The following is a 23,812-nucleotide window of genomic DNA, read 5'->3' as shown; positions in this document are numbered from 1 at the left end:
TGCTCGCGAAGACGGCGGCACAGCCAACACTGGAATCGTCTGACACGCCGCTTTCGCGAGCAGGCTCGCTCCCACATTCTTCCGCATTCCAAGCCCTGAGCTGGAGCACACTCGCACCATCAAGGGGCGAATTTCGGTCAAACTTTTTGGCCATATCAATCCCCTTTTGGCCTTTCCTGCCGTTCTCCCAAACGCCGCCTGCCGCAAGACTGTGTTCAACCGAATCAGCCTGCGGAGAACAAGAAAATGCTGACGATCTACTCGGACGATCACCACCTGCACCACGGCCGCTGCGAATTGATAGACGGGCAACTCAAGCCCTGCTTCGAAATGCCGTCGCGTGCCGACCATGTGTTGCAACGCGTGCAGAATCAGAACCTCGGCCCGGTCGAAGCACCGCAAGATTTCGGCCTCGATCCGATCGCACGCATTCACAGTCGCGACTACCTCGACTTCTTCAAGGGCGCCTGGGCACGCTGGAGCGAACTCAACACCGACGGAGACTTGTTGCCCTACACATGGCCAGCCCGGACCCTGCGTTCCATTAAACCCACCAGTCTGCACGGCCAGCTTGGCTATTACAGCTTCGACGCTGGCGCACCGATCACCGCCGGTACCTGGCAAGCGGCGTACAGCGCGGCGCAAGTGGCACTGACCGCTCAAGCGGAAATTCAACGCGGCGCGCGCAGTGCCTTCGCCTTGTGCCGTCCACCGGGACATCACGCTGCCAGCGATTTGATGGGCGGTTATTGCTACCTCAACAACGCCGCCATCGCCGCTCAGGCGTTCCTCGATCAGGGCCACAAAAAGGTCGCGATCCTCGACGTCGACTACCACCACGGCAACGGCACCCAATCGATTTTCTATGAGCGCAGCGACGTGCTGTTCACCTCGATTCACGGCCACCCGGAAGCCGAATTCCCGTTCTTCCTCGGCTATGAAGATGAACTCGGTGAAGGCGCGGGCGAAGGGTTCAACTTCAACTACCCTCTGCCCGCCGGCAGCGGTTGGGACACATGGAGTGCAGCGCTGGATCAGGCCTGCCAGGAAATCGAAAAATACGGCACCGACATTGTCGTCGTCTCCCTGGGCGTCGATACGTTCAAGGACGATCCCATCTCCCAATTCAAGCTCGACAGCCCGGATTATCTGGCGATGGGCGAGCGCATTGCACGCCTCGGCAAGCCGACGCTGTTCGTGATGGAAGGCGGCTACGCGGTGGAAGAAATCGGCATCAATGCCGTGAACGTTCTCGAAGGTTTTGAAAGCGCCCAATGAGGAATTAGAACAATGAACAGACTCAAGCGTTTTATCATCCCCACCCTGTGCGCCACCGTGCTCAGTGGTGCGGTTCATGCTGAAGAGCGAACGTTGCGCGTCTACAACTGGTTCGACTACATCACCCCCAAGGCGCTGGAAGACTTCAAGGCCCAGAACACCCAGACCAAACTGGTCTACGACATTTTCGACACCAACGAAGCGCTGGAGGCCAAGCTTCTGACCGGTAACTCCGGCTACGACGTGGTGGTACCGTCCAATGTGTTCCTCGCCAAGCAGATCGAAGCCGGTGTGTTCCAGCCGCTGGATCGCAGCAAACTGCCGAACTGGAACCACCTCGATCCGAAGTTGATGAAGCTGATCGAGGCCAACGACCCGGGCAACAAATTCGCCGTGCCCTACATGTACGGCACCATCCTGATCGGCTTCAACCCGGACAAGGTCAAAGCCGCGCTGGGTGATAACGCGCCGGTGGACAGCTGGGATCTTATCTTCAAGGAAGAAAACATCAGCAAGCTCAAGCAGTGCGGCGTCGCCTTGCTCGATTCGCCGTCGGAGATCCTGCCGCTGGCCCTGCAACACCTCGGCCTGGACCCCAACAGCAAGAAGCCGGCGGATTACGAAAAGGCCGAAGCCCTGTTGATGAAGATCCGTCCGCACATCACCTACTTCCATTCTTCGAAGTACATGGCCGACATCGCCAACGGTGACATCTGCGTTGCGGTCGGTTATTCCGGCAGTTTTTCCCAGGCTGCCAACCGTGCCAAGGAAGCCAAGAATGGAGTGATCGTCGACATGCGCTTGCCCAAGGAAGGTGCGCCGATCTGGTTCGACATGCTCGCCATTCCCAAAGGCGCGAAGAACCCGGAAGACGCCTACACCTTCATCAACTACTTGCTGCAACCCCAAGTGATCGCGCCGGTCAGCGACTTCGTCGGCTACCCGAACCCGAACAAGGACGCCACGGAAATGGTCGACCCGGCGATCCGCAACAACCCCAACCTGTACCCGACCGAAACGGCGATGAGCACGCTTTACACCCTGCAACCGCTACCGCGCGATGCCGAACGTGCGCGGACGCGGACCTGGACCAAAATCAAATCCGGGACCTGACTGCTTGCTGAAATTCAAGACCCGCCAACGAGCGCGGGTCTTTTTTGCCCGCGATAACTATCTAACACCTTTCGCTTCCCACAGCCCTCTACCTTGCCCCGACACAGCGCGGCCCAACGGCCAGCGTCCTCATCGGTACAAAGGAAATGGCTATGCCCGATACCTCCTCTACCCGCTCCGAAGATGTACTGACCCAACTGGTCACTGGCCCCTCGCTCAGGGAAGTGGCGACGAACGCTCTGCGCACCGCGCTCGAAGCCGCGTACCCGAGCCTTGATATCGACCCGGTCCAGGCCATGATCGGGACGCCAACCTGGATCGTCAGCGTGGAGCAGGTCACGTCCGGTCCACACCGATTCGAATCGCTGACCGACGCGCTGGTGCGGCTCACGCTGTCGGCGCAGACCGCCACATACATCGACGGGGAACACTTCCTGACCCTGCAACCGGGGGAAGCGCCGCCGATCCAGTTACCCGTGAAAATCGACGACATCGGCCGTTTGATTAACCAACTGATCCCGCTGCTGTTCGTGTCCTATCAAGAACAGCAACTGGATTATTGGAACCAGCAGACAAAAGACGAAACACCCCGCTGGCATCAACTCTCGGACTCGCTGCGCAACCTCTGGAACATCGAGCCGGTTTCAGGCTGGGATGAGGATCAAAAGGCCATGGCACTGGCCTTGTTCAACAATCCGGAGAAAGCCACCCGACAGCGCAACGACCCCTACACATCAAGGGCCTGCCTGATCGACATCGATGAGCCGGACAAGCATCTGTGGCTGCTGGACGTGGCCGTGCTGGTGGGTACGCTGGGCAAGCGTACGCTGGTGATCAGCCACTCGATCACAGAGGGCTTCAAGCATTACGACTCGTTGGAATCCTTTGGGAAAACGCTTGCTGCACGCGTGAGGTCCACGTCGAGTTCGGACAATTTGCGATGGCGCCTGCACGAACCCACAGGCAATTTTTTCGATCATCAAGCCTGCGCCCTGATCGCGCTCGAAATTGCCGCGATAGGCCAACTTCATGACACCATCGCGAACGGTGTTCCTGCGCGTCGAATCATTACTGCGGTCAAAAATCGCAAGACCTTTGACGAAGAGCGTTTCAGCCGGATCGAGCACTTACTACCCGATTGGCTGCTCAGTGCCCAACCGGCGGACCTGACCTGCTACAGCCGACACTTGATGGACCTGGCGCTGCTTCGGGAGCAACAGGCAGGTCAATCCTTTCTGGATGACATTCCACCGCTCCCGGCATTTACGTTGCAAGCACTGAAAGACCAGGTGCTGAAAGATCACCTGGAGGTGACGGACGCACGGCTCGAAACGGTTGAACTGAGCATCACCAGCCCGGTGATCCTGGGCGCCATTGCCATACCGGGTAAAACCGAAACCGTCACAATGTCGCTGATCGACCTGGCCCTGCAGAATCTGATTGCCGTGCCATTGGGCAACAAGACCGTTCGCCACACCGACGGCAGCGCCGTTGAATCCTGGATGACACCGGCCTACCTGGAAAAGCTGGTCACTGAGGTCAACATCGGTGAAACCTATCCCAAGCTGATCAAACAAAAACTGCTCGGTGATGCGAAGGAAATACAACGTCGACAAAACCTGTTCGCCAGTCACCTGCGCATCCAGCTGCCACTCCAGACGCTGCAGCACAAAATTCGTGGCGAGGCAGGTATCGATAATCAGGGGTACCGATATGTAGTCGCGGCGATGCAGGAAAAACCCGCCGACCGTTTTGTGGACGCCCAGGAAATCATCATTCGTGCGCTGGCGTTCATTCCCGGGGACCGCACAGACGACAAGGCAGATGAGGTCGCCAACATGTTCGTCATCGGCCCACGCCTCGCCGACAAGGGGCCCTGCCTGCTTTTTCGCCCGCTGCTTGATCCGCCGCTTTTGCAATATCCTCGCGAAACCAACCTGCTGTATGCAATCAAACATCACCAGTCCCTTCGGCAATCGGTGCTGGCCTGGTTGCCGGACGACCTGCGCTTCAACTACTCACAGTACGTGTTTCCCGGCCAGCTACCGTCGGTCTGGACACTGACGCAATGGTTGGTCGATCCAACCTCGGCCCTCGGCATGATGGGTTCCGTCAGGTTAGCGGCCACGCCACTGGCGCAACCTTCACTGTCAGCACTGTTCACCGCCAATGCCAACGCGATGATTACCCTGGCAGACCGGCAGTCAGTCTCCAATGCCCAAAGTCGTTGGCAGACCCTCAAGCATGGGGCATGGGCGCTGTTCAACATTGCACTGCCATTCCTGGGCAGAACGGCTGCCAGCGCGGCCTGGGTCTGGCAAATCATGAGCGACCTGGATGAAGCGAATGAAGCCCGCGAGAAAGGTGACAGTGACGATGCATGGACGGCATTGACCGACCTGTTCCTGTCACTGGGCATGGTCCTGGCCCATTACGCAGCAACGCGCCACACGGCAAACCGCGTGGTTGAAAAGGAGGCTTTGACGCTGGGGCAGCAACCGACGCCAACGCCGATAACCACCGTGACCCGCTTACCCGATATCACCGCTCAACAGCTGCCAGCGAATCACACGAACCACTTGTACACCCATGGCGCCCTCGCTCGAACGAGCCTGGGAACGCTGCTGGAAGGGCTGGCCATCGCAAAACCCGAAGGCCTGGCAAGCCCCTCGGCTGAAGTCGGACCCCATCGTTTTTTGAGCCCGCTCAACAAAAAATGGTATGCCCAGGTTGGCCAACGCTGGTTCGAAGTCATGGTCAACGACAACGAGTTCGTGCAAATCGTCGATAGCCGTCAGTCCCCACCCGGAACTGGCCCCCTGCTGACTCATTCCGCAAACGGACAATGGGTCGTCGACACACGCCTGAGGTTGCGCGGCGGTGGCCGTCGCCGAAAAGAATCGGAGCGGAAAAATGCACAGAGTAAAGAGGCGCTACGCAAGCAACTGGAGACCTTCGATACGAACAAAATGGCGCTGAAGACCGCACTCGAATCCGCCGAGAAAGCAGCTGCCTCGTCCGCATCAGGCGTTGATGATCCCAATGGTCGCAGACTGATCGAAACGCTGGATAAACAGCTGGCCGTTTACGACGTCTACATTGATCAGCTCAAGGCATTCAACGTGCTTGAGTCCATCATCAATTACCGCGCCGTCCTGGTCAGTTGTCTGGATCAACAGCTGTTGCTGACGGAGATGTGGTTCAACCGGCAAAACGCTGTATTTGGCACGAGTATGCGTCGCTCGTTAGCTCTGTTTGACGGAGAGCCGAACGAATCCACCCAGACACGACGCCAGGTTCATCAACAGACCAGCGATATAACCCAGGGCTTTATCGACAAAATCGAGTTTGCCCAGGCCCGGATCGACGAGTTGAAACGCTTGGGCAGAGAAGGGGCCGAAGTCGCCAGGGAGTACACGAAAGGACTGCCTGTCTTTGACCTGCACGACCTGAAGCTGTTTCAGATCAGCCTCGCTCAAGAGCTCTGCCTTAATGACACCGGCACGGTCGCCACCGAGGCTGCCCGTCAGGCGCTGGTAACCCTTGTCGAAGACGCGGGGCTCACCATCCAGTCGACACTGGACCTCGCCAAGGATACTCCCCTGTCGCTACTCGAACGGATTGAAGGATTCAGCGATCTGGTGGAGCAGTTCACAACCATCGACCAACGTATTCTCGACTTGCCCGAGGAGTACCCCGGCCAGTTGCTGCAACCGTCACTGGACCTGATGCGTCAACGTATCGAAGCGTTCAATGAACGCGCCGTGAAACACCTGTCGGGGTTGTTGCATGAGCGCAAGACCCTCGAACCGGTTCCGGGACCATCGCGACCGGCAATGGCCCCGCATCGCCTGATCAAAACGCGGTTCAAAGGCACCGTCGTCGGCAAGCCGCGAGCGCGCGTGCACTCCTCCGATACCGATCTGGTTGATGTGACCTCCCCACTCACCGGGAAGGTGATCGCTACGTACCACGAAAAAACTCCCGGTGTCTGGGTCGAGCATGTGCCGGTCAAAACGGCCGTGCCCGTCGCCATTCCTCCAACGCTGGCAGTCAGCCTGCAAAACGGTGAAGCCTTGCTGGCACAGCTCGAAGCTTTCATCCGACGTACCGAGGCTCATTCAAAAGCCGATCGACGTATTCCGCTGGAAATCGAGGAGATGTTTCATCAACAGGCCCATCGAATGGACGCGACGGCGAATGCTATCGAGAAAGCCCTGACCGATAACAATGTCACCGAAAGCGGTCCGGGATCCGCGGTCACCGTCAGCAAAAAACTGATCGAGGGGGCGGTCGCGCTTTACAAAAAAGGCACCGATATCCGTATCAGCATGACCAAACGACAATTGCCCACCGCAGGGCGTGTTGAATGGCTGCACAGCAAGGGCGAAGTGGCCATCCACAGGGTCGGCAAACCACTGCCGGAGCATCGGCGGTTGAAGGGACCGCGTAAAGACTATCTGGATGAGTATGAGATTCGCGATCACGAAACCGGCGTAGTCCTTTGGTATGCGCACTTTCATTACCCGGCCTCGGACAGCCCAAGAGCAGCATTCACTGCAGCGCACTTGAAGACCGTCGAACAACGCGGGTCAGGCGGGGCCTATGAAAAGCACACCCGCTTGAACGCACTTCAATCCATTGCCATTTATCGTGCTGAAATCAACCATCGCCTGGCCGATGCGCTGTTCTTCTTGTAGGTAGATCAGCGCCAGACTTTTTCCAGACGCCCGAGTGCAGCGCTGATCGCCGCCTCGGGTACCGCCGCAAAACCAAGGACCAGCCCGGCACGCTGGTCCACTGATGTTGGTGAATCCGGCAACCAATAGCTGCTAAGTGCATTGATCTCGACATCGACACTGGCGGCTTTTTCCACCAGCTCGCACTCACGGGCCAGGGAGTCGACGGACACCGTCAGATGCAACCCTGCTGCGACACTCGGCAGACTGCCGATACCGGGAATGTCCTTGGGCCAACCTGCCAGCAACGTATTACGCCGACTCAGGGCGGCACGACGCATGCGGCGGATATGCCTTTGAAAATGCCCGGCGGCCATGAACTCGGCCATCACCGCTTGAGTGCTCACTTCGGAATGCCGCACATCCACCGCTCGCCGTTGAGAGAACGCCTGCACCAGTGTCCCAGGCAACACCAAATACCCCAGGCGCAGCGCTGGGAACGCGACTTTGCCAAAGGTCCCGACATACAAAACCCGTCCCTGCCGATCAAGTGCCGCCAGCGGCGCCAACGGTGCACCGCTGTAACGGTACTCGCCATCGTAATCGTCCTCGACGATCCAGCCTTGGGTGCGTTCAGCCCACGCCAGCAATTCGAGACGACGCGCCAGGCTCATCACCACCCCGGTCGGGTATTGATGCGAGGGCGTGACATACGCCAGCCGACAATCACTCAACCCGCCCAATGCGCTGCAATTAATGCCTTCACTGTCCACGGCCACGCCGTGCAATCGCGCACCGGCCACAGCAAACGCATGCCCTGCCGCCCGATACCCCGGATTTTCAATCGCCACGCCGTCACCGGGCTCCACCAGCAGCTGTGCACAAAGGCTAATTCCCTGCTGCGCACCACTGGTGATCACTATTTGTTCAGCCGTGCATTGCATGCCGCGTGAACTGCGCAAATAAGCGGCAATCAGTCCGCGCAAACGCTCGTCACCCGCCGGATCGCCGTAGCACAGCTGCTGCAAATCCGGTTTACGCCAGAAAGCCGCATTCAGCTTGGCCCAGACCTCGAAAGGAAACAGGTCAAATGCCGGAACGCCGACTCGAAATGCTCGGGGTGGGCCACTCGGCGGCAAGGCCAAATGGTTCTTTTCAACGCGCCCCAATGCGCCGATGTGGATAACTTTACTGGATGAAAACACAGGTAAATCCGCCCAGTTTGTGGATAAGGTTGTGGATAACCCTGTTGAAAACCCTGTGGATACTTTTGTGGATAATTTTTTGGCGGCTATCGCGGTTTTGGGCAATTGAGCAACGTATGTCCCGTCACCCACACGCCCTTCGATAAAGCCTTCGGCATAGAGCTGATCGTAGGCTCGCACCACGCTGTTGCGAGAGATCGCCAGTGCTTCCGCCAGATCCCGGCTGGCCGGTAATCGCATGCCGCTGGCCAGTCGCCCGTCCAGCACTCGCAAGCGCAAGGCTTGATAGAGCTGACGACTCAGGCCCTGACGGCGATCAAGCTCGATACCGGCAGGGTTGAACGACAAGGAAAGCGGCACATCGGTCATGGCAATGGACCTATGAAATTGGTCATTAATGGCTCTTACAACAGACCAATAGCCTGCCTAGGATGGAGGCATTCGCCAAGGGATATTTCCATGTACAACCCCAGCAGCTTTGCCATCAAAGATTTGAATGAACTGCGCCAGCAGATCCTCGGTACCCGCCTTGCCATGGTAGTGACCCACAGCGAGCAAGGCCTGCAAGCCAGTCATCTGCCGCTGTTGTTCAAACCTGACGAAGGTCCCAATGGCACCCTCTACGGCCACTTCGCCCGAGCCAATGCTCAGTGGAAGGAATTGCAGAACGGCGCTGAAGCGCTGGTGATATTTGCGGGTGCCGATGCGTACGTCAGCCCGGGGTTTTATCCGAGCAAAGCCGAGCAGGGCAAAGTCGTGCCGACCTGGAACTACGTCGCGGTACACGCCTATGGCACCGCCGACGTATTCACCGATGCCGAGCGGCTGCTCAACCTGGTCAGCGCGTTGACTGATCGCCACGAAGCCGGCCGCGCCCAGCCGTGGAAGGTTGCCGACGCTCCCGCCGACTACATCGACGGCATGCTCAAGGCCATCGTCGGGTTTGCCTTGCCTATCCAGCGCCTGGAAGGCAAACGCAAGCTCAGTCAGAACCGCAGCGCCGAAGACATCGCCGGTGTGCGTGAAGGTCTCGCCGCCAGCCCCAATGTGCACGATCAGGCACTCGCCCACTTGATGCGTTAAGGAATGAACATGAGTCAGATTGAAATTCGCCAGGTCAGCGCCGATGACCACACCGCCTGGTTGCCGCTGTGGCAAGCGTACCTGCGCTTCTACAACACCGAGTTACCTGACATCGTCACTGACAGCACTTGGCAGCGCATGCTCGATCCAACTGAAACGACGCATTCGGCGTTGGCGTGGATCGATGGCAAAGCGGTCGGCATGGTGAACTTCATCTACCACCGCTCGAACTGGAGCATCGAAAACTCCTGCTATCTTCAAGACCTGCTGGTGACACCAGAAACTCGCGGCACCGGCGTCGGCCGCAAGCTCATCGAATTCGTCTACGCCACCGCCAAAGCGGATGGTTGCGGCAAGGTCCACTGGCTGACCCACGAAACCAATGCCACCGCGATCCAGCTCTACGAGCGCATCGCCGAACGCCCCGGTTTCATTCAGTTTCGCAAAGCCCTTTAAGGTTCAAGGAGAACACCATGTCGACTTCACTCGCGGATTGGAAAGGCGTCCCGGCGCCCACCGTTCAAACAATCGAAGGGCGTTTCATTCGCCTGGAAAAACTCGACCCGGCGCGTCATGCCGAGGGCTTGTTCAAGGCCTTGCAAGGCCCTGGGGCCGATCCGAAGCTCTGGGATTATTTACCTTATGGGCCTTTCCCGGAACGCAGTGCATTCAACGACTGGCTGAACAACCATGCGGCCAACAGCGACCCGTATTTCTTCAGCGTGATCGACCGTGCCAGCGGTGAGGTACAAGGCATTCTCAGCCTGATGTCGATCGTACCGGCGCAAGGTCGCATCGAAATCGGCCATGTCACTTTCGGCGCACCGATGCAGCGTTCACCGAAAAGTACCGAGGCGATTTACCTGCTGGCCAAGGAGTCGTTTGCACTGGGTTATCGCCGCCTGGAGTGGAAGTGCAATAACGGCAACGCCCGCTCCAAATATGCGGCCGAGCGATTGGGCTTCAGTTTTGAAGGGGTTTTCCGCCAGCACATGGTGGTCAAGGGACAAAACCGGGACACCGCGTGGTATTCGATGCTGGACTCGGAATGGCCAGCAATTGGCGCGGGGTTTGATCGGTGGTTGAGCGATGAGAACCAGACGGGATCGGGGCAAGTGAAAACGTTGGTGGAGTGTCGCGGGTAAGTGCCTACGGTTTTTCGTGTGGCGAGGACTCCCTCGCCACAATTTTTTTGCTGTCGGGTCAGTTCAAGTCGCGCCGAATCCGTACTACGCCCATCTCCAGACCAAACGGTCTGAACACTGCATTCAGCGATTTCAGTGTTTGATTCCCTTCTCCATGTTCGATATGCACCAGCGTGCGTACCGAGATTTTGCACATTTTTGCGAATTGGGTCTGGTGCAGACCGGTGACCTCGACTCGTAACCGACGAACTGCGTCACTTATTTCGAGAGTACCTTGAGCCAGCGCTTCCTGGATGCTTTCTATAAGCACAGTGCGTTCAGCAACAGTCATGCTCATTTCAGGCCCCACTCTTTCAAACGCTGCTCCAGATTTTTCAATGCAATTTGCGGGTGATTCATAGTCACCTCTGGCAAGCCGCTAGCAGCGAGAATATCGGGGAGGGCCATGAGACGCTTCGCATCCTCCCGCAGTCGCTCAAAGGAATCCTGCGCTTCACTCAACGCTGCCAGCGGATCGTCCGGATCAGCAATATCGGCCAAGGCACGACACACCCCACGCCAATCAACATCACCCGCTCGTTCCAGGTCTTTTGGCCATTTGGTTGTACGCGTCACACCTTCATCGTCCATCACCATAGGCGCCAAATCATAGATGGGTGCCAGACGAAAAGATGCTGTATCGCGGATGATTGCGGTGTTGCGACCATGGTTATCTGAGTTGCCGAGGATCTTATTGATCAGATCCCGACGCAGATAGTCAGCAACAAGACTCGGGATCTGGTCCGCCTGCCCCGCACCACGCCAGAGTCCTGCTAGCAGCCTGATAACTTCCATGTGATCCATCGAGCTACCTTGCGTGGTTATTCGCGCCAGAGAGTAGATCGACTCCACGGCAAAACGCTCAACACCGCGTGAGGTCACTTGCCGATCAAAACGCTGCATCCACAAGCTGGGTTTGGTCGCCTCTTCCAAGGCCAAGCCCTGTTCTGCGACCGTTTCGATGCCTAGTGCTTGTAGTGCCTTGTAGTAGTGGTATTCGCTTCTGAGTATGTCTTGATCGTTGCGGGTCCCTTTATTGCGAGAAAATTTAACGAACCAGTGCTGAGTAACCTCTGCATCATCGAGTACCGCATCAGGATAAAAATCCCCATCCTTACCCTGAGCCAACAAAAGTTTTGGCGCCTCACCACCTGCTCCCGTTGCCCCACCAATTGCGGCGCCCTGCTCGTAGGCATATTCGAGAAACCGGTTATCACGACTAATCACGTCCTGACGCTTAAACCCTATGGGGTCGCGCTGATCGACTGCCTCGGCGGATTCCTTTATGCGCATATTGCCAATCGGTGCCGGTGTACTTTTGGCCAGTAAATAAAGATCGGTACTGACGTCAGCAGGCCTGTCATGACCTATGCGTGCCAGAAGAAACCTTTTGGCTGCACCGGCAGGCGCTATGTCATACAGAAATGGTGGCGCGTTGGATCGCTTACCCTCCCAGTCCAAAGGAAACCTGGCACTGACTGCCTTGGCAAAGGGCGTTCCGATATTTTCAATATTCTCGACGAGATACGGGGTTTCGTAGCCGAAGTTGCATCGGCTTTCGAAACCTTTTTCGGGGCTGTCGAAGCTGAAGACCATGGCGTCGAGCCATTTTTCTTGGGTGTAGATCTGTAAAGTCAGGTTGTACACACCGTTCCCACCTGCATCTAAATGCATTTATGAAGGTTTTTTAAAGCATTGAATGCAATATAGTGCATTCAGCTTCCCCTAGACACTTTATTAAACGCATTAAAATGCAGATTAACGGTCATTAATGACCGAAAAACGCAAAATAATGCAGATAGCACGCACTAGGCGTTTTGGGCCGGCAGCGGATGAGTTTTTATTGCGCGTCGACTTGCCGCGGCTCGATTTTTTGTAAGAAAAGTTCGTCGCCTCGAAGCGTTAAAAATCACTGCGCCCCAACAGTGGAAGATTTTCTGCATCGAGCAATCCAACACCGCCCGCAAACCCTCCAGAACCGCCTGACATCGGCATCCAGGACAGATATTTAGAGTTTGACCTCCACTCAAATGAGGTCGAACCCGATGTCTATTCAACACACATTTCGCCCACAAAACCTGGCATTGGCCATTGCGCTTGCGCTGGGTTTTATTGAGCTGACAAACGCTCAACAACTGCCAGAACAAGCAGAGCCGACGAGCTTCGTTGAGGTAACCCAGCTTCCAGAGGCTACACCGACGGACCCGCTTACCCGGCTTCAAGCCTTTACCGACGCGGCCAGCACATTCACGTCTGAGATTGATTCGCCTCAACCCGCACTTCGGGGTGTGTCGGTGAAGCCGCAAGACCGGGATGACCTCATCATCGTCAAAAACGGTGGCAGCTTCGAAGGTCGCGTCGACGGCGGTAACGGAAGCAACGTTATCCACCTCATCGGTACCGATGGCGGTCAGTTGGGGAACACCCGTAACGTCGACAGCCTGTACGTTTCGCAAGGAATCTGGACGGCAACCAGTACAGGAGATTTCAAAGACGAAGTTGCGGTGTTCAATGACGGCATTCTGATCAATAACGGAAAAATCAAAGGCAAGGCCAGTGTGGCCGGGCAGCTCTTCAACAATAACGAGATAAAGGGTGTCGTGACGGTTGAGAATGGCGGCCAGTTTGCAGGCAAAGGTACTGTTGGCGGTCTGGAGGTTTTGGGCCAGCTCAACATTGATAGATTGCAAGGCGCCCCAAGGGTCAAAGGCAACTTGAACCTTTCCAGCACTGGTGTGCTGGCCTACGAGGTTTCCCCCGATGGCCATGGAGAGACGATCAAAGTCGACGGCACTGCCAGCCTTGGCGATGCCACACTGAAAATTGTTGCGGTACCGGGTGATCATCCGCAAAACAGTCAATACACGATTATCGAAGCAAAAAAGGTGATGGGTGAGTTTGGCAAAATCGTCAACGAGCTGGCATTCATGACCGCTACGCCCCATTACGGCGCGAAGACTGTGGGCCTTACCTACGCTCGAAACGGTTTGCCGATCGAGAGCGTCGCAGACTCCGATAACGGACGAGAAGTCGCACGGAGCATCCTGGAACAGATGGAAACACCGCCAGTACTGACACCTTCTGACAATGCATCAACCATCTCGGAAGTACTGAATACATCTTTAATCGCCGATACTTCCCTCCCAGCCCCTGCGCGAACAGATACTCCTGAGCTTCCAGCGTCAGCCGTCATCCCATTGACCACCGACCAGCCCGTTACAGCGCAAACTCCACTCGCCGCTACCATCGTGGAGCCGATGGAAATACCGTCAGCGCCGGCGCCATCTGACAATGCAATAACCCTTTCAGATGAACTGAATACACCGGTAAGCGCCGATACGTCCCCCCCCGCCTCTGCGCCAGTGACTACCGCTGAAATACCACCGACAGCCGTAGCTCCACTCACCACCGACAAGCCCGTTACAGCGGCAACTCCACCCGCTGCTACCCAGCCCGTCACCACCGCCCCAAAGCCATCCAGCCCTACCAACACCGCTGTCGCGGTTCTGCTGGGTAGCGACAAAGCTACAGCGGCACATGCACTTGAACAGTTGGCCGCAGGCAACAACGCCAATCTCGCGAAGGCGACGCTGAACAGCGACAGCCCTATTAGCGCCACCATGCTCTCGGCCATGCGCCAACGCGACAGCGCAGCCGTATTTGGCAACCAGAGAAATGCACCGCGTGTAGCCACCGGCAGTGAAGACCACGGCAGGGTCTGGCTCCAGGCGCTAGGCCACGGTGGAACACTGGATCGCGATAACGATGCCCTTAAATTCTCAACACAAGGTCTGGTACTGGGCGCGGATTGGAGCGTCGATGAGCAATGGCGAATCGGTGTGCTGGGTGGCAAATCCGAAACGCGACTGGACAGCCGCGGCCTCGACGGCGATCTCGACAGCTTGCACGTGGGCGCCTATGCCCTGCGCCAAGACGGTCCCTTGTCGCTGCGCCTCGGTGCGACCTACAGCAATCACGACGGGAATACAAAACGCCGGGTTGCCTTCAAAGGTTTCAGTGATCGCCCTGAAGGCCGCTACGACGCCAACACTCAACAGGCCTTCGCGGAGGCCGGCTACAACCTGGGTCGCGCCAATGTCAGCATTGAGCCGTTCGCCGGTCTTGGCTACCAACGCTATCAGCGGGACAGCTATACGGAGAAAGGGGGCGCCGCCGCGCTGAAAGTCCACAGTCAATCCCAGAACAACCTCAACAGCACCATCGGCCTGCGACTGGCGAAGCTCAACACGCTGGATAACGGCATGCAACTCACACCGAGATTCACAGCCGGCTGGAAACACACTTTCGGCGACGTCGAGAGCAATACCCGCCAACGTCTGGTCACCGGCGGGAAAGACTTCACCGTTTCCGGTGCACCACTGGATCGTGACAGCCTGTTGGTCGATGCAGGTCTGGATCTCGGCTTGTCAGCCAACCAGACGTTGGGCGTGAGCCTTAACAGTGAATTCGGCACCGACAGCCGAAACCATGGTGTCACGGGTCAGTGGCGAATGAGCTTCTAACCCTCAAATCCCGGGCGAAAAAAAAGGGGAGCACATGCCCCCCCGAGGTTTAAAGCGTTGTATCGAGGCTGTTAAATCAGCCTTCGATCTCGATCAGGATTTCGCCCGGGTTTACCCGGTCGCCCTTGGCTACGTGGATGGCGGTAACTTTGCCAGCGATGGCCGATTGGACTTCGGTTTCCATCTTCATCGCTTCGGTGATCAGCACGGCTTGCCCTGCTTTCACGGTGTCGCCTTCCTTGACCAGCACATCGACGATGTTGCCCGGCATGGTGGTGCTGACGTGGCCCGGCGCAGTGGCTTGCTTGCGCTTGCTGGTGCCGCCGCTGACGAATTCGTTGAGCGGTTCGAACACCACTTCTTCCGGCATGCCGTCGATGGACAGGTAGAAGTGACGCTTGCCTTCAGCCTTGACGCCGACACCGGTGATGTCGACGCGGTAGGTTTCACCATGGACGTCGATGACGAACTCGGTCGGCACGCCTTCGCCACCGGCCGAGGCCACGCCGCCAGCCTCGGGAATCGGCAGCAGCACTTCAGGAGTCAGGGTGCCGGCAGCGCGTTCTTCGAGGAACTTGCGGCCGATGTCCGGGAACATCGCATAGGTCAGCACGTCTTCTTCGGACTTGGCCACGGCGCCAATTTCAGCACGCAACTTGGTCATTTCCGGCTTGAGCAGATCGGCTGGACGCACGTCGATCACTTCTTCGCTGCCGATGGCTTGGCGACGCAGTTGTTCATTCACAGTGCCCGGCGCCTTGCCGTAGCCGCCTTGCAGATAAAGCTTCACTTCGTTGGTGATGGTCTTGTAACGCTCGCCAGCCAACACGTTGAAGAAGGCCTGGGTGCCGACGATTTGCGAGGTCGGCGTTACCAGCGGAGGGAAGCCGAGGTCTTCGCGAACGCGCGGGATTTCGGCCAGCACTTCGCTCATGCGGTTCAGGGCGCCCTGCTCTTTCAACTGGTTGGCCAGGTTGGAGATCATCCCGCCTGGTACTTGGTTGACTTGAACGCGGGTGTCGACGGCGGTGAACTCGCTTTCGAACTGGTGGTACTTCTTGCGCACGGCGTAGAAGTACAGACCGATCTCTTGCAGCAGCTCCAGGTTCAGGCCGGTGTCGAACTCGCTGCCTTTAAGGGCGGCGACCATCGACTCGGTGCCAGGATGGCTGGTGCCCCAGGCGAAGCTGGAGATCGCGGTATCGATGTGATCGGCACCGTTTTCGATGGCCTTCATTTGGCACATCGCGGCCAGACCAGCGGTGTCGTGCGAGTGGATGAACACGGGCAGCGACTGCTCGGATTTCAATGCCTTGACCAGTTCGCCAGTGGCGTATGGCGTCAGCAGACCGGCCATGTCCTTGATCGCCACCGAGTCGCAACCCATGGCTTCCATTTGCTTGGCCTGGTTCACGAAGGCCTCGATGGTGTGCACCGGGCTGGTGGTGTAAGCGATGGTGCCTTGGGCATGTTTGCCCGCCGCTTTCACAGCTTCGATGGCCACGCGCAGGTTGCGCACGTCGTTCATCGCATCGAAGATACGGAACACGTCGATGCCGTTGACGGCGGCCTTGGCGACGAAGGCCTTGACCACGTCGTCGCTGTAATGGCGGTAGCCCAGCAGGTTCTGTCCACGCAGCAGCATTTGCAGACGCGTGTTAGGCAGTGCCGCACGCAGCTGGCGCAGACGCTCCCACGGGTCTTCTTTCAGGAAGCGTACGCAGGCGTCGAAGGTCGCGCCGCCCCAGCACTCCAGCGACCAGTAGCCGACTTTGTCGAGCTTGTCGCAGATCGGCAGCATGTCTTCGGTGCGCATGCGGGTGGCGAGCAGCGATTGGTGGGCGTCGCGCAGGATTGTGTCGGTAACGTGGATTTGTTTGCTCATTGTTATATTCCTCACAGGCCTGCGTGGGCGGCGATGGCGGCGGCGATGGCCAGGGCCAGCTCTTCGGGTTTGCGCTTGATCGAGTAGTTGGTCAGTTCAGGGTGGCTTTCAACGAAGCTGGTATTGAACTGGCCGCTACGGAATTCCGGGTTACGCAGGATTTCCTGGTAGTACGCGGCAGTGGTCTTGACCCCTTGCAGACGCATGTCGTCGAGGGCACGCAAGCCACGGTCCATCGCTTCTTCCCAGGTCAGCGCCCACACCACCAGTTTAAGGCACATGGAGTCGTAGAACGGTGGAATGGTGTAACCGGTGTAGATCGCCGTGTCCGTCCGCACACCGGGACCGCCGGGCGCGTAGTAACGGGTGATCTTGCCGAAGCTCGGCAGGAAGTTGTTTTTCGGGTCTTCGGCGTTGATCCGGAACTGCAGCGCGAAACCGCGGTGCTGGATGTCTTCCTGTTTCACCGAAAGTGGCAGGCCTGACGCGATGCGGATCTGCTCACGCACGATGTCGATGCCGGTGATTTCTTCGGTGATGGTGTGTTCCACCTGCACCCGGGTGTTCATCTCCATGAAGTACACCTCGCCCTCGGCGAGCAGGAACTCCACGGTACCGGCGTTCTCGTAACCGACGGCCTTGGCTGCACGCACCGACAGGTCGCCGATGTAGGCGCGCTGTTCCGGGGTCAGTTGCGGGCTCGGGGCGATTTCGATCAGTTTCTGGTTGCGACGCTGGATCGAGCAATCACGCTCGAACAGGTGCACCACGTTGCCGAAGCTGTCGCCGAGAATCTGCGCTTCGATGTGCTTTGGATTGACGATGCATTTTTCCAGGAACACTTCCGCCGAACCGAAAGCCTTGGTGGCTTCAGAGATCACGCGTGGGAACGCTTGTTCGAGTTCTTCGCGGCTGTTGCAACGACGGATACCGCGACCGCCACCACCGGAAGTGGCCTTGAGCATGACCGGGTAACCAATGCGGTCGCCTTCGATCAGGGCTTCTTCGATGCCCGCGACGTTGCCTTCAGTACCCGGAGTCACCGGCACGCCGGCCTTGATCATGCTGCGGCGCGCTTCGGTCTTGTCGCCCATGCGGCGAATGACTTCAGCCGATGGACCAATGAATTTGATGCCGCGTTCAGCGCAGATGTCTGCCAGCTCGGCGTTTTCCGAAAGGAAGCCGTACCCCGGGTGCAACGCATCGCAACCGGTTTCCACCGCCAGGTTCACCAGCTTGCGCGGGTTCAGGTAGCCGGCCAGTGGCTCGGCACCAATGCTGTGGGCCTCGTCCGCACGCTTCACATGCAGCGCATGACGGTCAGCGTCGGAATAGATCGCGACCGAGCGAATGCCCATCTCGGCGCAGGCACGTACGATTCGTACGGCAATCTCACCACGGTTGGCGATCAGGATCTTTTTTATCACTTTTGGAGGTTCCCTTGAGCCGGTGGTACCCACGACCTGCTAGACCAGGTCGACGCGTGACCAAATGTTTCAATTCAGTCGCAGTGCCACACTAGCCCCCACAAGGGATTAACAAAAATGAATAATAATTGGGTCAGGCATAAGTAAAGACTTATAGTTGATGAATCAGACAGCGGCGGGAGCGACACAATATGCGTAAGTCATTGATGCGTATGACATTGCGTCAATTGCAGATTTTCAATGAAGTGTGTGATTTAAGATCCTACAGCCGAGCAGCCGACGAAATGTCACTCACACAACCAGCCGTCAGCTTACAGATTCGTCAACTCGAGGAGCTGGTTGGCCAACCCTTGTTCGATTATGTCGGCAAAAAACTCTACATGACAGAAGCTGCCGAAGCACTCCAAAGAGCCAGTCGGGATATTTTCGGCCGCCTGGAAAACCTCGATATGCAGCTTTCGGACATGCAGGGATCGCTGCAAGGACAGCTGAAACTGGCGGTGGAATCCAGCGCCAAGTATTTCGTCCCGCACCTGTTTGCCGCCTTCAAACGCCAGCACCCCGAAGTTAACCTGCAACTGACCGTCGTCAATCGGGGGCAAGTAATTCGACGCCTGTCAGACAACCGCGATGACCTGGTGATCATGTCGATGGTGCCGCAGGACATGGGGCTGGAGTTCCTGCCCTTCCTCAATAACCCGATTGTCGCGGTGGCGCCACCGGATCATCCGTTGTGCCACATGGGACCTCTGCGCTTGCAGGACCTTGAGCCCTACACCCTTCTGCTGCGCGAGCCGGGTTCCGGGACGCGAATGGCGTGCGATGAATATTTCAAGGAAAAGCGTGTGCACTTCAACCAGACCCAGGAGGTCTCGTCAGCCGAAGCTCAACGTGAATGTGTGTTGGCGGGTCTGGGCGTAGCGCTGTTGACGCGCCACGCCCTGAACCTCGAGCTGGCGACCGGCGGTTTGATCGAGTTGCCGGTCGAAGAGCTGCCGCTGTACCGCAGTTGGTGCCTGGTGCAGGCCAAAGCAAAGCGACTGTCACCGGTGGCCCACGCATTCCTTGCGTTTATCCGCAGCGAGCGGGTGCAGATCAGCGCGCTGGTTGAGCGTTTCGACGCGAAGTTACCGGCGCTGCGTGCCAGTAATTGAGCTCCAGATCAGGGAAATCACCGATCTCTGCCAGCAGTTGGCGGCGTTCGCAACGATCTTCGATGGCGCGGCGAAATTCCATGCGGCGCTGATCTTCTTGCTGACGACGGGTTTTGGCGGCGCTGTTGCGTTCTTCGTAGGGCTGGGCCATTTCGAGTCTCCCAATGCGATTACGGGAGTTTCAAGATAGGCGCAAGGGATGACGGTTTGGCGGCGGGTGGGTTACAGAGGTGTGAACACTGGCATAGAAGTGGCGAATGTGAAGACGCCATCGCGAGCAGGCTCGCTCCCACAGGGGTCATTGGTGCACACACTATTTGTGCAACACCGTCGATCAAATGTGGGAGCGAACCTGGTCCGGGCGGCGTTCCGACGATTAAGGTCGGAACGACCTTACGAAGACTTTAGTCGTCCAGCGCTTTCACCGACTTGGGCGACAGTCGCAAGCTGCGAAGGCTGCGTTTGACGCTCTTGAGGTGGTTGACCAGGCTCGGCCCGCGCGCCATGGCCACGCCCATCGCCAGCACGTCGATCACCACCAGGTGCGCGATTCGCGAGGTCAGCGGGGTGTAGATTTCGGTGTCTTCATGCACATCGATTGCCAGGTTGACGGTCGACAGCTCAGCCAGCGGCGTCTGGCTCGGGCACAAGGTGATCAGCGAAGCACCACTTTCACGCACCAGGTTGGCCGTGATCAGCAGATCCTTGGAACGCCCGGACTGGGAAATACAGATTGCCACGTCACTCGGCTTCAACGTCACTGCCGACATCGCCTGCATGTGCGGGTCGGAGTACGCCGCCGCGGTGAGCAGCAAACGAAAGAATTTGTGCTGGGCATCGGCGGCCACGGCGCCCGATGCACCAAAGCCATAGAACTCGACGCGCTGGGCCTGGGACATGAGCGAAACCGCCCGCTGCAACTCAATCGGATCGAGCTTCTCTCGAACTTCCATCAAGGTATGCAGGGTGGTGTCGAAAATTTTCAGGCTGTAATCGGCAACGGAGTCGTCTTCATGGATCGCAAACTGGCCAAAGCTCGCACCAGCCGCCAGGCTCTGCGCCAGCTTGAGTTTCAAATCCTGAAAACCGGAGCAACCAATGGCGCGGCAAAAGCGCACGATGGTCGGCTCGCTGATGCCGACGCTGTGGGCCAGGTCGGCCATGGAGCTGTGCATCACCGCCGCCGGGTCAAGCAGCACGTGGTCGGCGACCTTGAGCTCCGACTTGCGTAAGAGGTGGCGTGACTGGGCGATGTGTTGCAGCAGATTCAAAGGGCTGGACTCTTTGTTATTGGCAGTAGCCGGGGATGTAGCAAGCTTGTAGTTATACTACAAGAATTCGCTTTTTGCCTGCTCAATGCGTAACTCGATGTCCCCATTTCACGCCGCATGCGCTCCATGTAGCACTTATAAGGGGTTTGCGTCCTTACGTAACAGCTCCGCCAGATCGCTGGCTTCGACCGGACGACTGATCAAATAGCCCTGCACTTCATCGCAGCGTTCGACTTTCAAAAACGCCAGCTGCTCCTGCCGCTCCACCCCTTCGGCTACCACCTTCAACGACAAACCATGGGCCATCGCAATAATCGCCCGGGTAATCGCCGCATCCTCGCTGCCCTCCCCCAGACCACGAATAAATGTCTGATCGATCTTCACGTAGTCCACCGGGATACGTTTGAGGTAGCTCAGGGACGAATACCCAGTGCCGAAATCATCGATCGCCAGTTTCACGCCGAGATCTCGCAGCTGCTGGAAGGTCGCGATGATGTGCTCGACACTGTCCAGCAACTGGCTTTCGGTGAGTTCCAGCTCCAGGTAGTGCGGCGCCAGGCCGGTTTCTTCCAGTACCTGGCGCACCAGGCTGACCAGCTTGCCTTGGCGCAATTGATGCACCGACAGGTTGACCGACACCCGAATCGGTTCAAGCCCCTGCCGCTGCCACTCGCAGGCCTGCCAACAGGCCTGACGCAATACAAATTCGCCGATCGGGCCGATCAGGCCGGTTTCCTCGGCCAGACCGATAAAGTCTCCCGGCGGCACCCGGCCCATGGTCGGATGATCCCAGCGCACCAGCGCTTCGGCGGCATTCAACCGGCCTGTGGCGAGACAGAGTTTGGGTTGGTAAAAGACTGTCAGCTGGTGTTCTTCTATGGCTTTACGCAGCTGGTTTTCCAGCTGTAAACGCTCAAGGGTGCTGGCTTGCAGGCTTTCGGTATAAAACTGGAAGTTATCGCCACCCAAGTGTTTGGCGTGTTGCATGGCTATGTTCGACTGGCTGACCAACGCGGTAATTTCCCGCGCGTTGTCCGGCAACATGCTGATGCCCATGGACGCACTGACCACCAGTTCATGTCCATCAACAGTGACCGGCAAACGCAGCTTGCTCGACAACCGCGTCGCCACGCGCGCCAGGCTCGACAGGTTGCCATAGGCATCGAACAGCACCGCAAATTCATCCCCGGACAGCCTTGCGATCGTATCGGCCTCTGGCAGCGCGTTGACCAGGCGCCGGGACATTTTCTGCAACAGTTGGTCGGCCACGTCATGACCCAGGCTGTCATTGAGTAATTTGAAGCGGTCCAGATTGATGTGCAGCAATGCCAGGCTACGCCCGCCCTGACGCACCCGCTGATGGGCTTCGCGTAGCCGTTCACGGAACAAGGAGCGGTTCGCCAGGCCTGTCAGTTCGTCGTAGTGGGTCAGATAACGCATGCGCTCTTCGGATTCGCGACGGGCCGACAAATCCGCGAAGAAGCCGACAATATGACTGACGTTCCCCCTCGTATCGCGCACTGCATTCAACTGCAGCCATTGTGGATAGAGCTCACCGTTTTTACGGGTTTCCACCAACTCGCCCTGCCAGGTCCCGTGCTGCTCCAGCGCCTGATGGATTGCACCGTAGTGTCGACGCGCATCGCGACTGCACGGTAACTCGACGACATTACGGCCAAGCATGTCGTCGATGTCATAGCCGGTGACTCGGCTGAAGGCCTGATTGACCGCCATCAAGGCGTAATCGGGGTCGAAAATTACGATGCCTTCGCTGGCGGCTTCAAAGACGGTCGCCGCCAGTTGGCGTTGTTCTTCCTGTCGCTTGGTTGCGCTGATGTCACGACGGGTGCCGACCATGCGGATCACCCGACCATTTTTGCTGTGCTCAACGGCCCGACCACGATCCTCGATCCAGACCCAGTGGCCGTCGCCATGCCGCACGCGGTACTCGACCTGGTAGTCCTCGCTGCGGCCTTTCAAATGCTCGACCAGTGCTATCTTCAGCACCGGCACGTCTTCCGGGTGCAGACGCGGCTTGAGGTGACGAAGCATGGCCGTCACGTACTCCGGCGCCAGGCCGAACAATTCCTGGATCTGCGTGTGATGGACTTCATCGGTTTGCAGATTCCAGTCCCAAAGCCCGAGTTCGCTGGCATTCAACGCCAACGCCAGCCGCGCTTCACTTTTGCTCAGGGCCTGGTTCGCGGCGTCCAGCTCCAGGCTGCGTTGCGCAACACGGTTTTCCAGTTCGACCTGGGCTTCACGCAGTAGGTCTTCGGCGCAGCGACGCTGGTCGATTTCCTGGGCCAGTTCGTGGTTGAGTTGATCGCTACGGTTTTGCGATTGCTGCAAGTGCTCGATCAATGCCTGATTCTGGAAGCGGCGCAACAAACCGCGGTCGATCAGGCGGTTGATCTGCCAGGCAATCACACTCAGTGCGCCCAACAAAATCAATCCGAACCAACCCCAGCCTTGACCCTGTGCGTCGCCGCCCCAGAATAAATAGAGGATGGCCGGCAACAGGCAGGGCAAGGTAAAGGACAGAAACGCTGGCAGGCTGACCGCATACGCAACGCTGGCGGAAAGAGCGGCGGCGCCAATCAGGCCGAACACCCACGCTTGCTGAATGAAATTGTCGGCGGGCACCAACGCAATACCGGCGCCGGCCAGCGTCAGGCCGGTGAGGCCGGAGCCCAGCAAAAACATACGGCGCCAGATTGGATGCGCCTGTCGGTCAGGAATCGCCGAATCAAAGGCCGCGACTTGAATAACCCGTAACGCCACCAGCGACAACAGCCACACCAGCCAGACGCTGACCAGGAAATGGCGCTGCGGATTCCAGAGCAAACGGGCGCAGACCAGGCCATTGATCAACATGAATAACGTGGGCAGCAGCGAGCCCTGATAAAGCAGGCGCGTGCGTTCTACCGCCATTTCCATGGCGTACTGTTTGCGGATAACCCGAGGCTCCACAGTGGGGCCCGACAGGTCGGTGCTGAGGGTCATAGGC

At 57.9% G+C, this 23,812-nt stretch carries 16 protein-coding genes; 8 read left to right on the top strand and 8 right to left on the bottom strand.

Annotated features, from left to right (window positions below; translation table 11 throughout):
- Nucleotides 1-246: 246 nt before the first annotated feature.
- From PMI22_RS24550 to PMI22_RS24560, 3 genes are all read left to right on the top strand, one after another.
- Complete coding sequence (locus PMI22_RS24550) at nucleotides 247-1,278, top strand: histone deacetylase family protein (protein ID WP_007943390.1); 1,032 nt, start codon at nucleotides 247-249, stop codon at nucleotides 1,276-1,278.
- A gap of 12 nt (nucleotides 1,279-1,290) precedes the next feature.
- Nucleotides 1,291-2,391: a polyamine ABC transporter substrate-binding protein gene (locus tag PMI22_RS24555; RefSeq protein WP_007943389.1), complete on the top strand. Its 1,101-nt coding sequence runs from the start codon at nucleotides 1,291-1,293 to the stop codon at nucleotides 2,389-2,391.
- 152 nt (nucleotides 2,392-2,543) lie between these two features.
- The gene (locus PMI22_RS24560; RefSeq protein ID WP_007943388.1) at nucleotides 2,544-7,091 is read left to right on the top strand and encodes a dermonecrotic toxin domain-containing protein; all 4,548 of its coding nucleotides are present in this window, start codon (nucleotides 2,544-2,546) and stop codon (nucleotides 7,089-7,091) included.
- Nucleotides 7,092-7,096: 5 nt separating this feature from the next.
- On the opposite strand, the gene pdxR is transcribed toward PMI22_RS24560, so the two are convergent.
- On the bottom strand, nucleotides 7,097-8,644 hold the full coding sequence (gene pdxR / locus PMI22_RS24565; protein ID WP_007943387.1) for a MocR-like pyridoxine biosynthesis transcription factor PdxR: 1,548 nt from the start codon (nucleotides 8,642-8,644) through the stop codon (nucleotides 7,097-7,099).
- Between the two features lie 90 nt (nucleotides 8,645-8,734).
- Here pdxR and PMI22_RS24570 point away from each other — a divergent pair, with 90 nt between their 5' ends.
- From PMI22_RS24570 to PMI22_RS24580, 3 genes are read left to right on the top strand one after another with little or no spacing between them, the layout of a single operon-like run.
- Entirely contained in the window at nucleotides 8,735-9,358 is a 624-nt protein-coding gene (locus PMI22_RS24570) for an FMN-binding negative transcriptional regulator (RefSeq protein ID WP_007943386.1), read from the top strand.
- Between the two features lie 9 nt (nucleotides 9,359-9,367).
- On the top strand, nucleotides 9,368-9,814 hold the full coding sequence (locus PMI22_RS24575; RefSeq protein ID WP_007943385.1) for a GNAT family N-acetyltransferase: 447 nt from the start codon (nucleotides 9,368-9,370) through the stop codon (nucleotides 9,812-9,814).
- A 17-nt stretch (nucleotides 9,815-9,831) separates the two neighbouring features.
- On the top strand, nucleotides 9,832-10,503 hold the full coding sequence (locus PMI22_RS24580; protein ID WP_007943384.1) for a GNAT family N-acetyltransferase: 672 nt from the start codon (nucleotides 9,832-9,834) through the stop codon (nucleotides 10,501-10,503).
- A 58-nt stretch (nucleotides 10,504-10,561) separates the two neighbouring features.
- On the opposite strand, the gene PMI22_RS24585 is transcribed toward PMI22_RS24580, so the two are convergent.
- Nucleotides 10,562-10,840, bottom strand: coding sequence for a helix-turn-helix domain-containing protein (locus tag PMI22_RS24585; protein ID WP_007943383.1), 279 nt, complete (start codon nucleotides 10,838-10,840; stop codon nucleotides 10,562-10,564).
- A complete protein-coding gene (locus tag PMI22_RS24590; protein WP_033048824.1) occupies nucleotides 10,837-12,189 on the bottom strand; it encodes a HipA domain-containing protein in 1,353 nt (450 codons plus the stop codon). Before PMI22_RS24590 ends, PMI22_RS24585 begins: the two co-directional genes overlap by 4 nt.
- A 398-nt stretch (nucleotides 12,190-12,587) precedes the next feature.
- Here PMI22_RS24590 and PMI22_RS31865 point away from each other — a divergent pair, with 398 nt between their 5' ends.
- Nucleotides 12,588-15,065 (top strand): autotransporter outer membrane beta-barrel domain-containing protein, encoded by a 2,478-nt coding sequence (locus PMI22_RS31865; protein ID WP_007943379.1) that lies wholly within the window; start codon nucleotides 12,588-12,590, stop codon nucleotides 15,063-15,065.
- A 76-nt stretch (nucleotides 15,066-15,141) separates the two neighbouring features.
- Here PMI22_RS31865 and oadA read toward each other — a convergent pair whose 3' ends face one another.
- On the bottom strand, nucleotides 15,142-16,950 hold the full coding sequence (gene oadA / locus PMI22_RS24600; RefSeq protein ID WP_007943378.1) for a sodium-extruding oxaloacetate decarboxylase subunit alpha: 1,809 nt from the start codon (nucleotides 16,948-16,950) through the stop codon (nucleotides 15,142-15,144).
- Nucleotides 16,951-16,961: 11 nt separating this feature from the next.
- Complete coding sequence (locus PMI22_RS24605) at nucleotides 16,962-18,377, bottom strand: acetyl-CoA carboxylase biotin carboxylase subunit (protein WP_007943377.1); 1,416 nt, start codon at nucleotides 18,375-18,377, stop codon at nucleotides 16,962-16,964.
- A 191-nt stretch (nucleotides 18,378-18,568) separates the two neighbouring features.
- Between PMI22_RS24605 and PMI22_RS24610 the strand changes: the two genes are divergently transcribed.
- The gene (locus PMI22_RS24610; protein WP_007943376.1) at nucleotides 18,569-19,531 is read left to right on the top strand and encodes a LysR family transcriptional regulator; all 963 of its coding nucleotides are present in this window, start codon (nucleotides 18,569-18,571) and stop codon (nucleotides 19,529-19,531) included.
- Here PMI22_RS24610 and PMI22_RS30275 read toward each other — a convergent pair.
- The 3 genes from PMI22_RS30275 to PMI22_RS24620 all read right to left on the bottom strand — a co-directional run bounded on the left by PMI22_RS30275 (nucleotide 19,473) and on the right by PMI22_RS24620 (nucleotide 23,808).
- Nucleotides 19,473-19,682, bottom strand: coding sequence for a PA3496 family putative envelope integrity protein (locus PMI22_RS30275; RefSeq protein ID WP_007943375.1), 210 nt, complete (start codon nucleotides 19,680-19,682; stop codon nucleotides 19,473-19,475). The genes PMI22_RS24610 and PMI22_RS30275 overlap by 59 nt on opposite strands.
- Before the next feature lie 253 nt (nucleotides 19,683-19,935).
- Nucleotides 19,936-20,802 carry a transcriptional regulator HexR gene (gene hexR / locus PMI22_RS24615; RefSeq protein ID WP_007943374.1) on the bottom strand — a complete coding sequence of 289 codons (867 nt, stop codon included), beginning with the start codon at nucleotides 20,800-20,802 and terminating at the stop codon, nucleotides 19,936-19,938.
- Between the two features lie 135 nt (nucleotides 20,803-20,937).
- Nucleotides 20,938-23,808, bottom strand: coding sequence for an EAL domain-containing protein (locus tag PMI22_RS24620; protein WP_007943373.1), 2,871 nt, complete (start codon nucleotides 23,806-23,808; stop codon nucleotides 20,938-20,940).
- Nucleotides 23,809-23,812: the final 4 nt, after the last annotated feature.

The sequence above is a fragment of the Pseudomonas sp. GM21 genome (assembly GCF_000282215.1).
Lineage (GTDB): Bacteria > Pseudomonadota > Gammaproteobacteria > Pseudomonadales > Pseudomonadaceae > Aquipseudomonas.
This window is presented reverse-complemented; position numbering and strand designations above follow the sequence as displayed.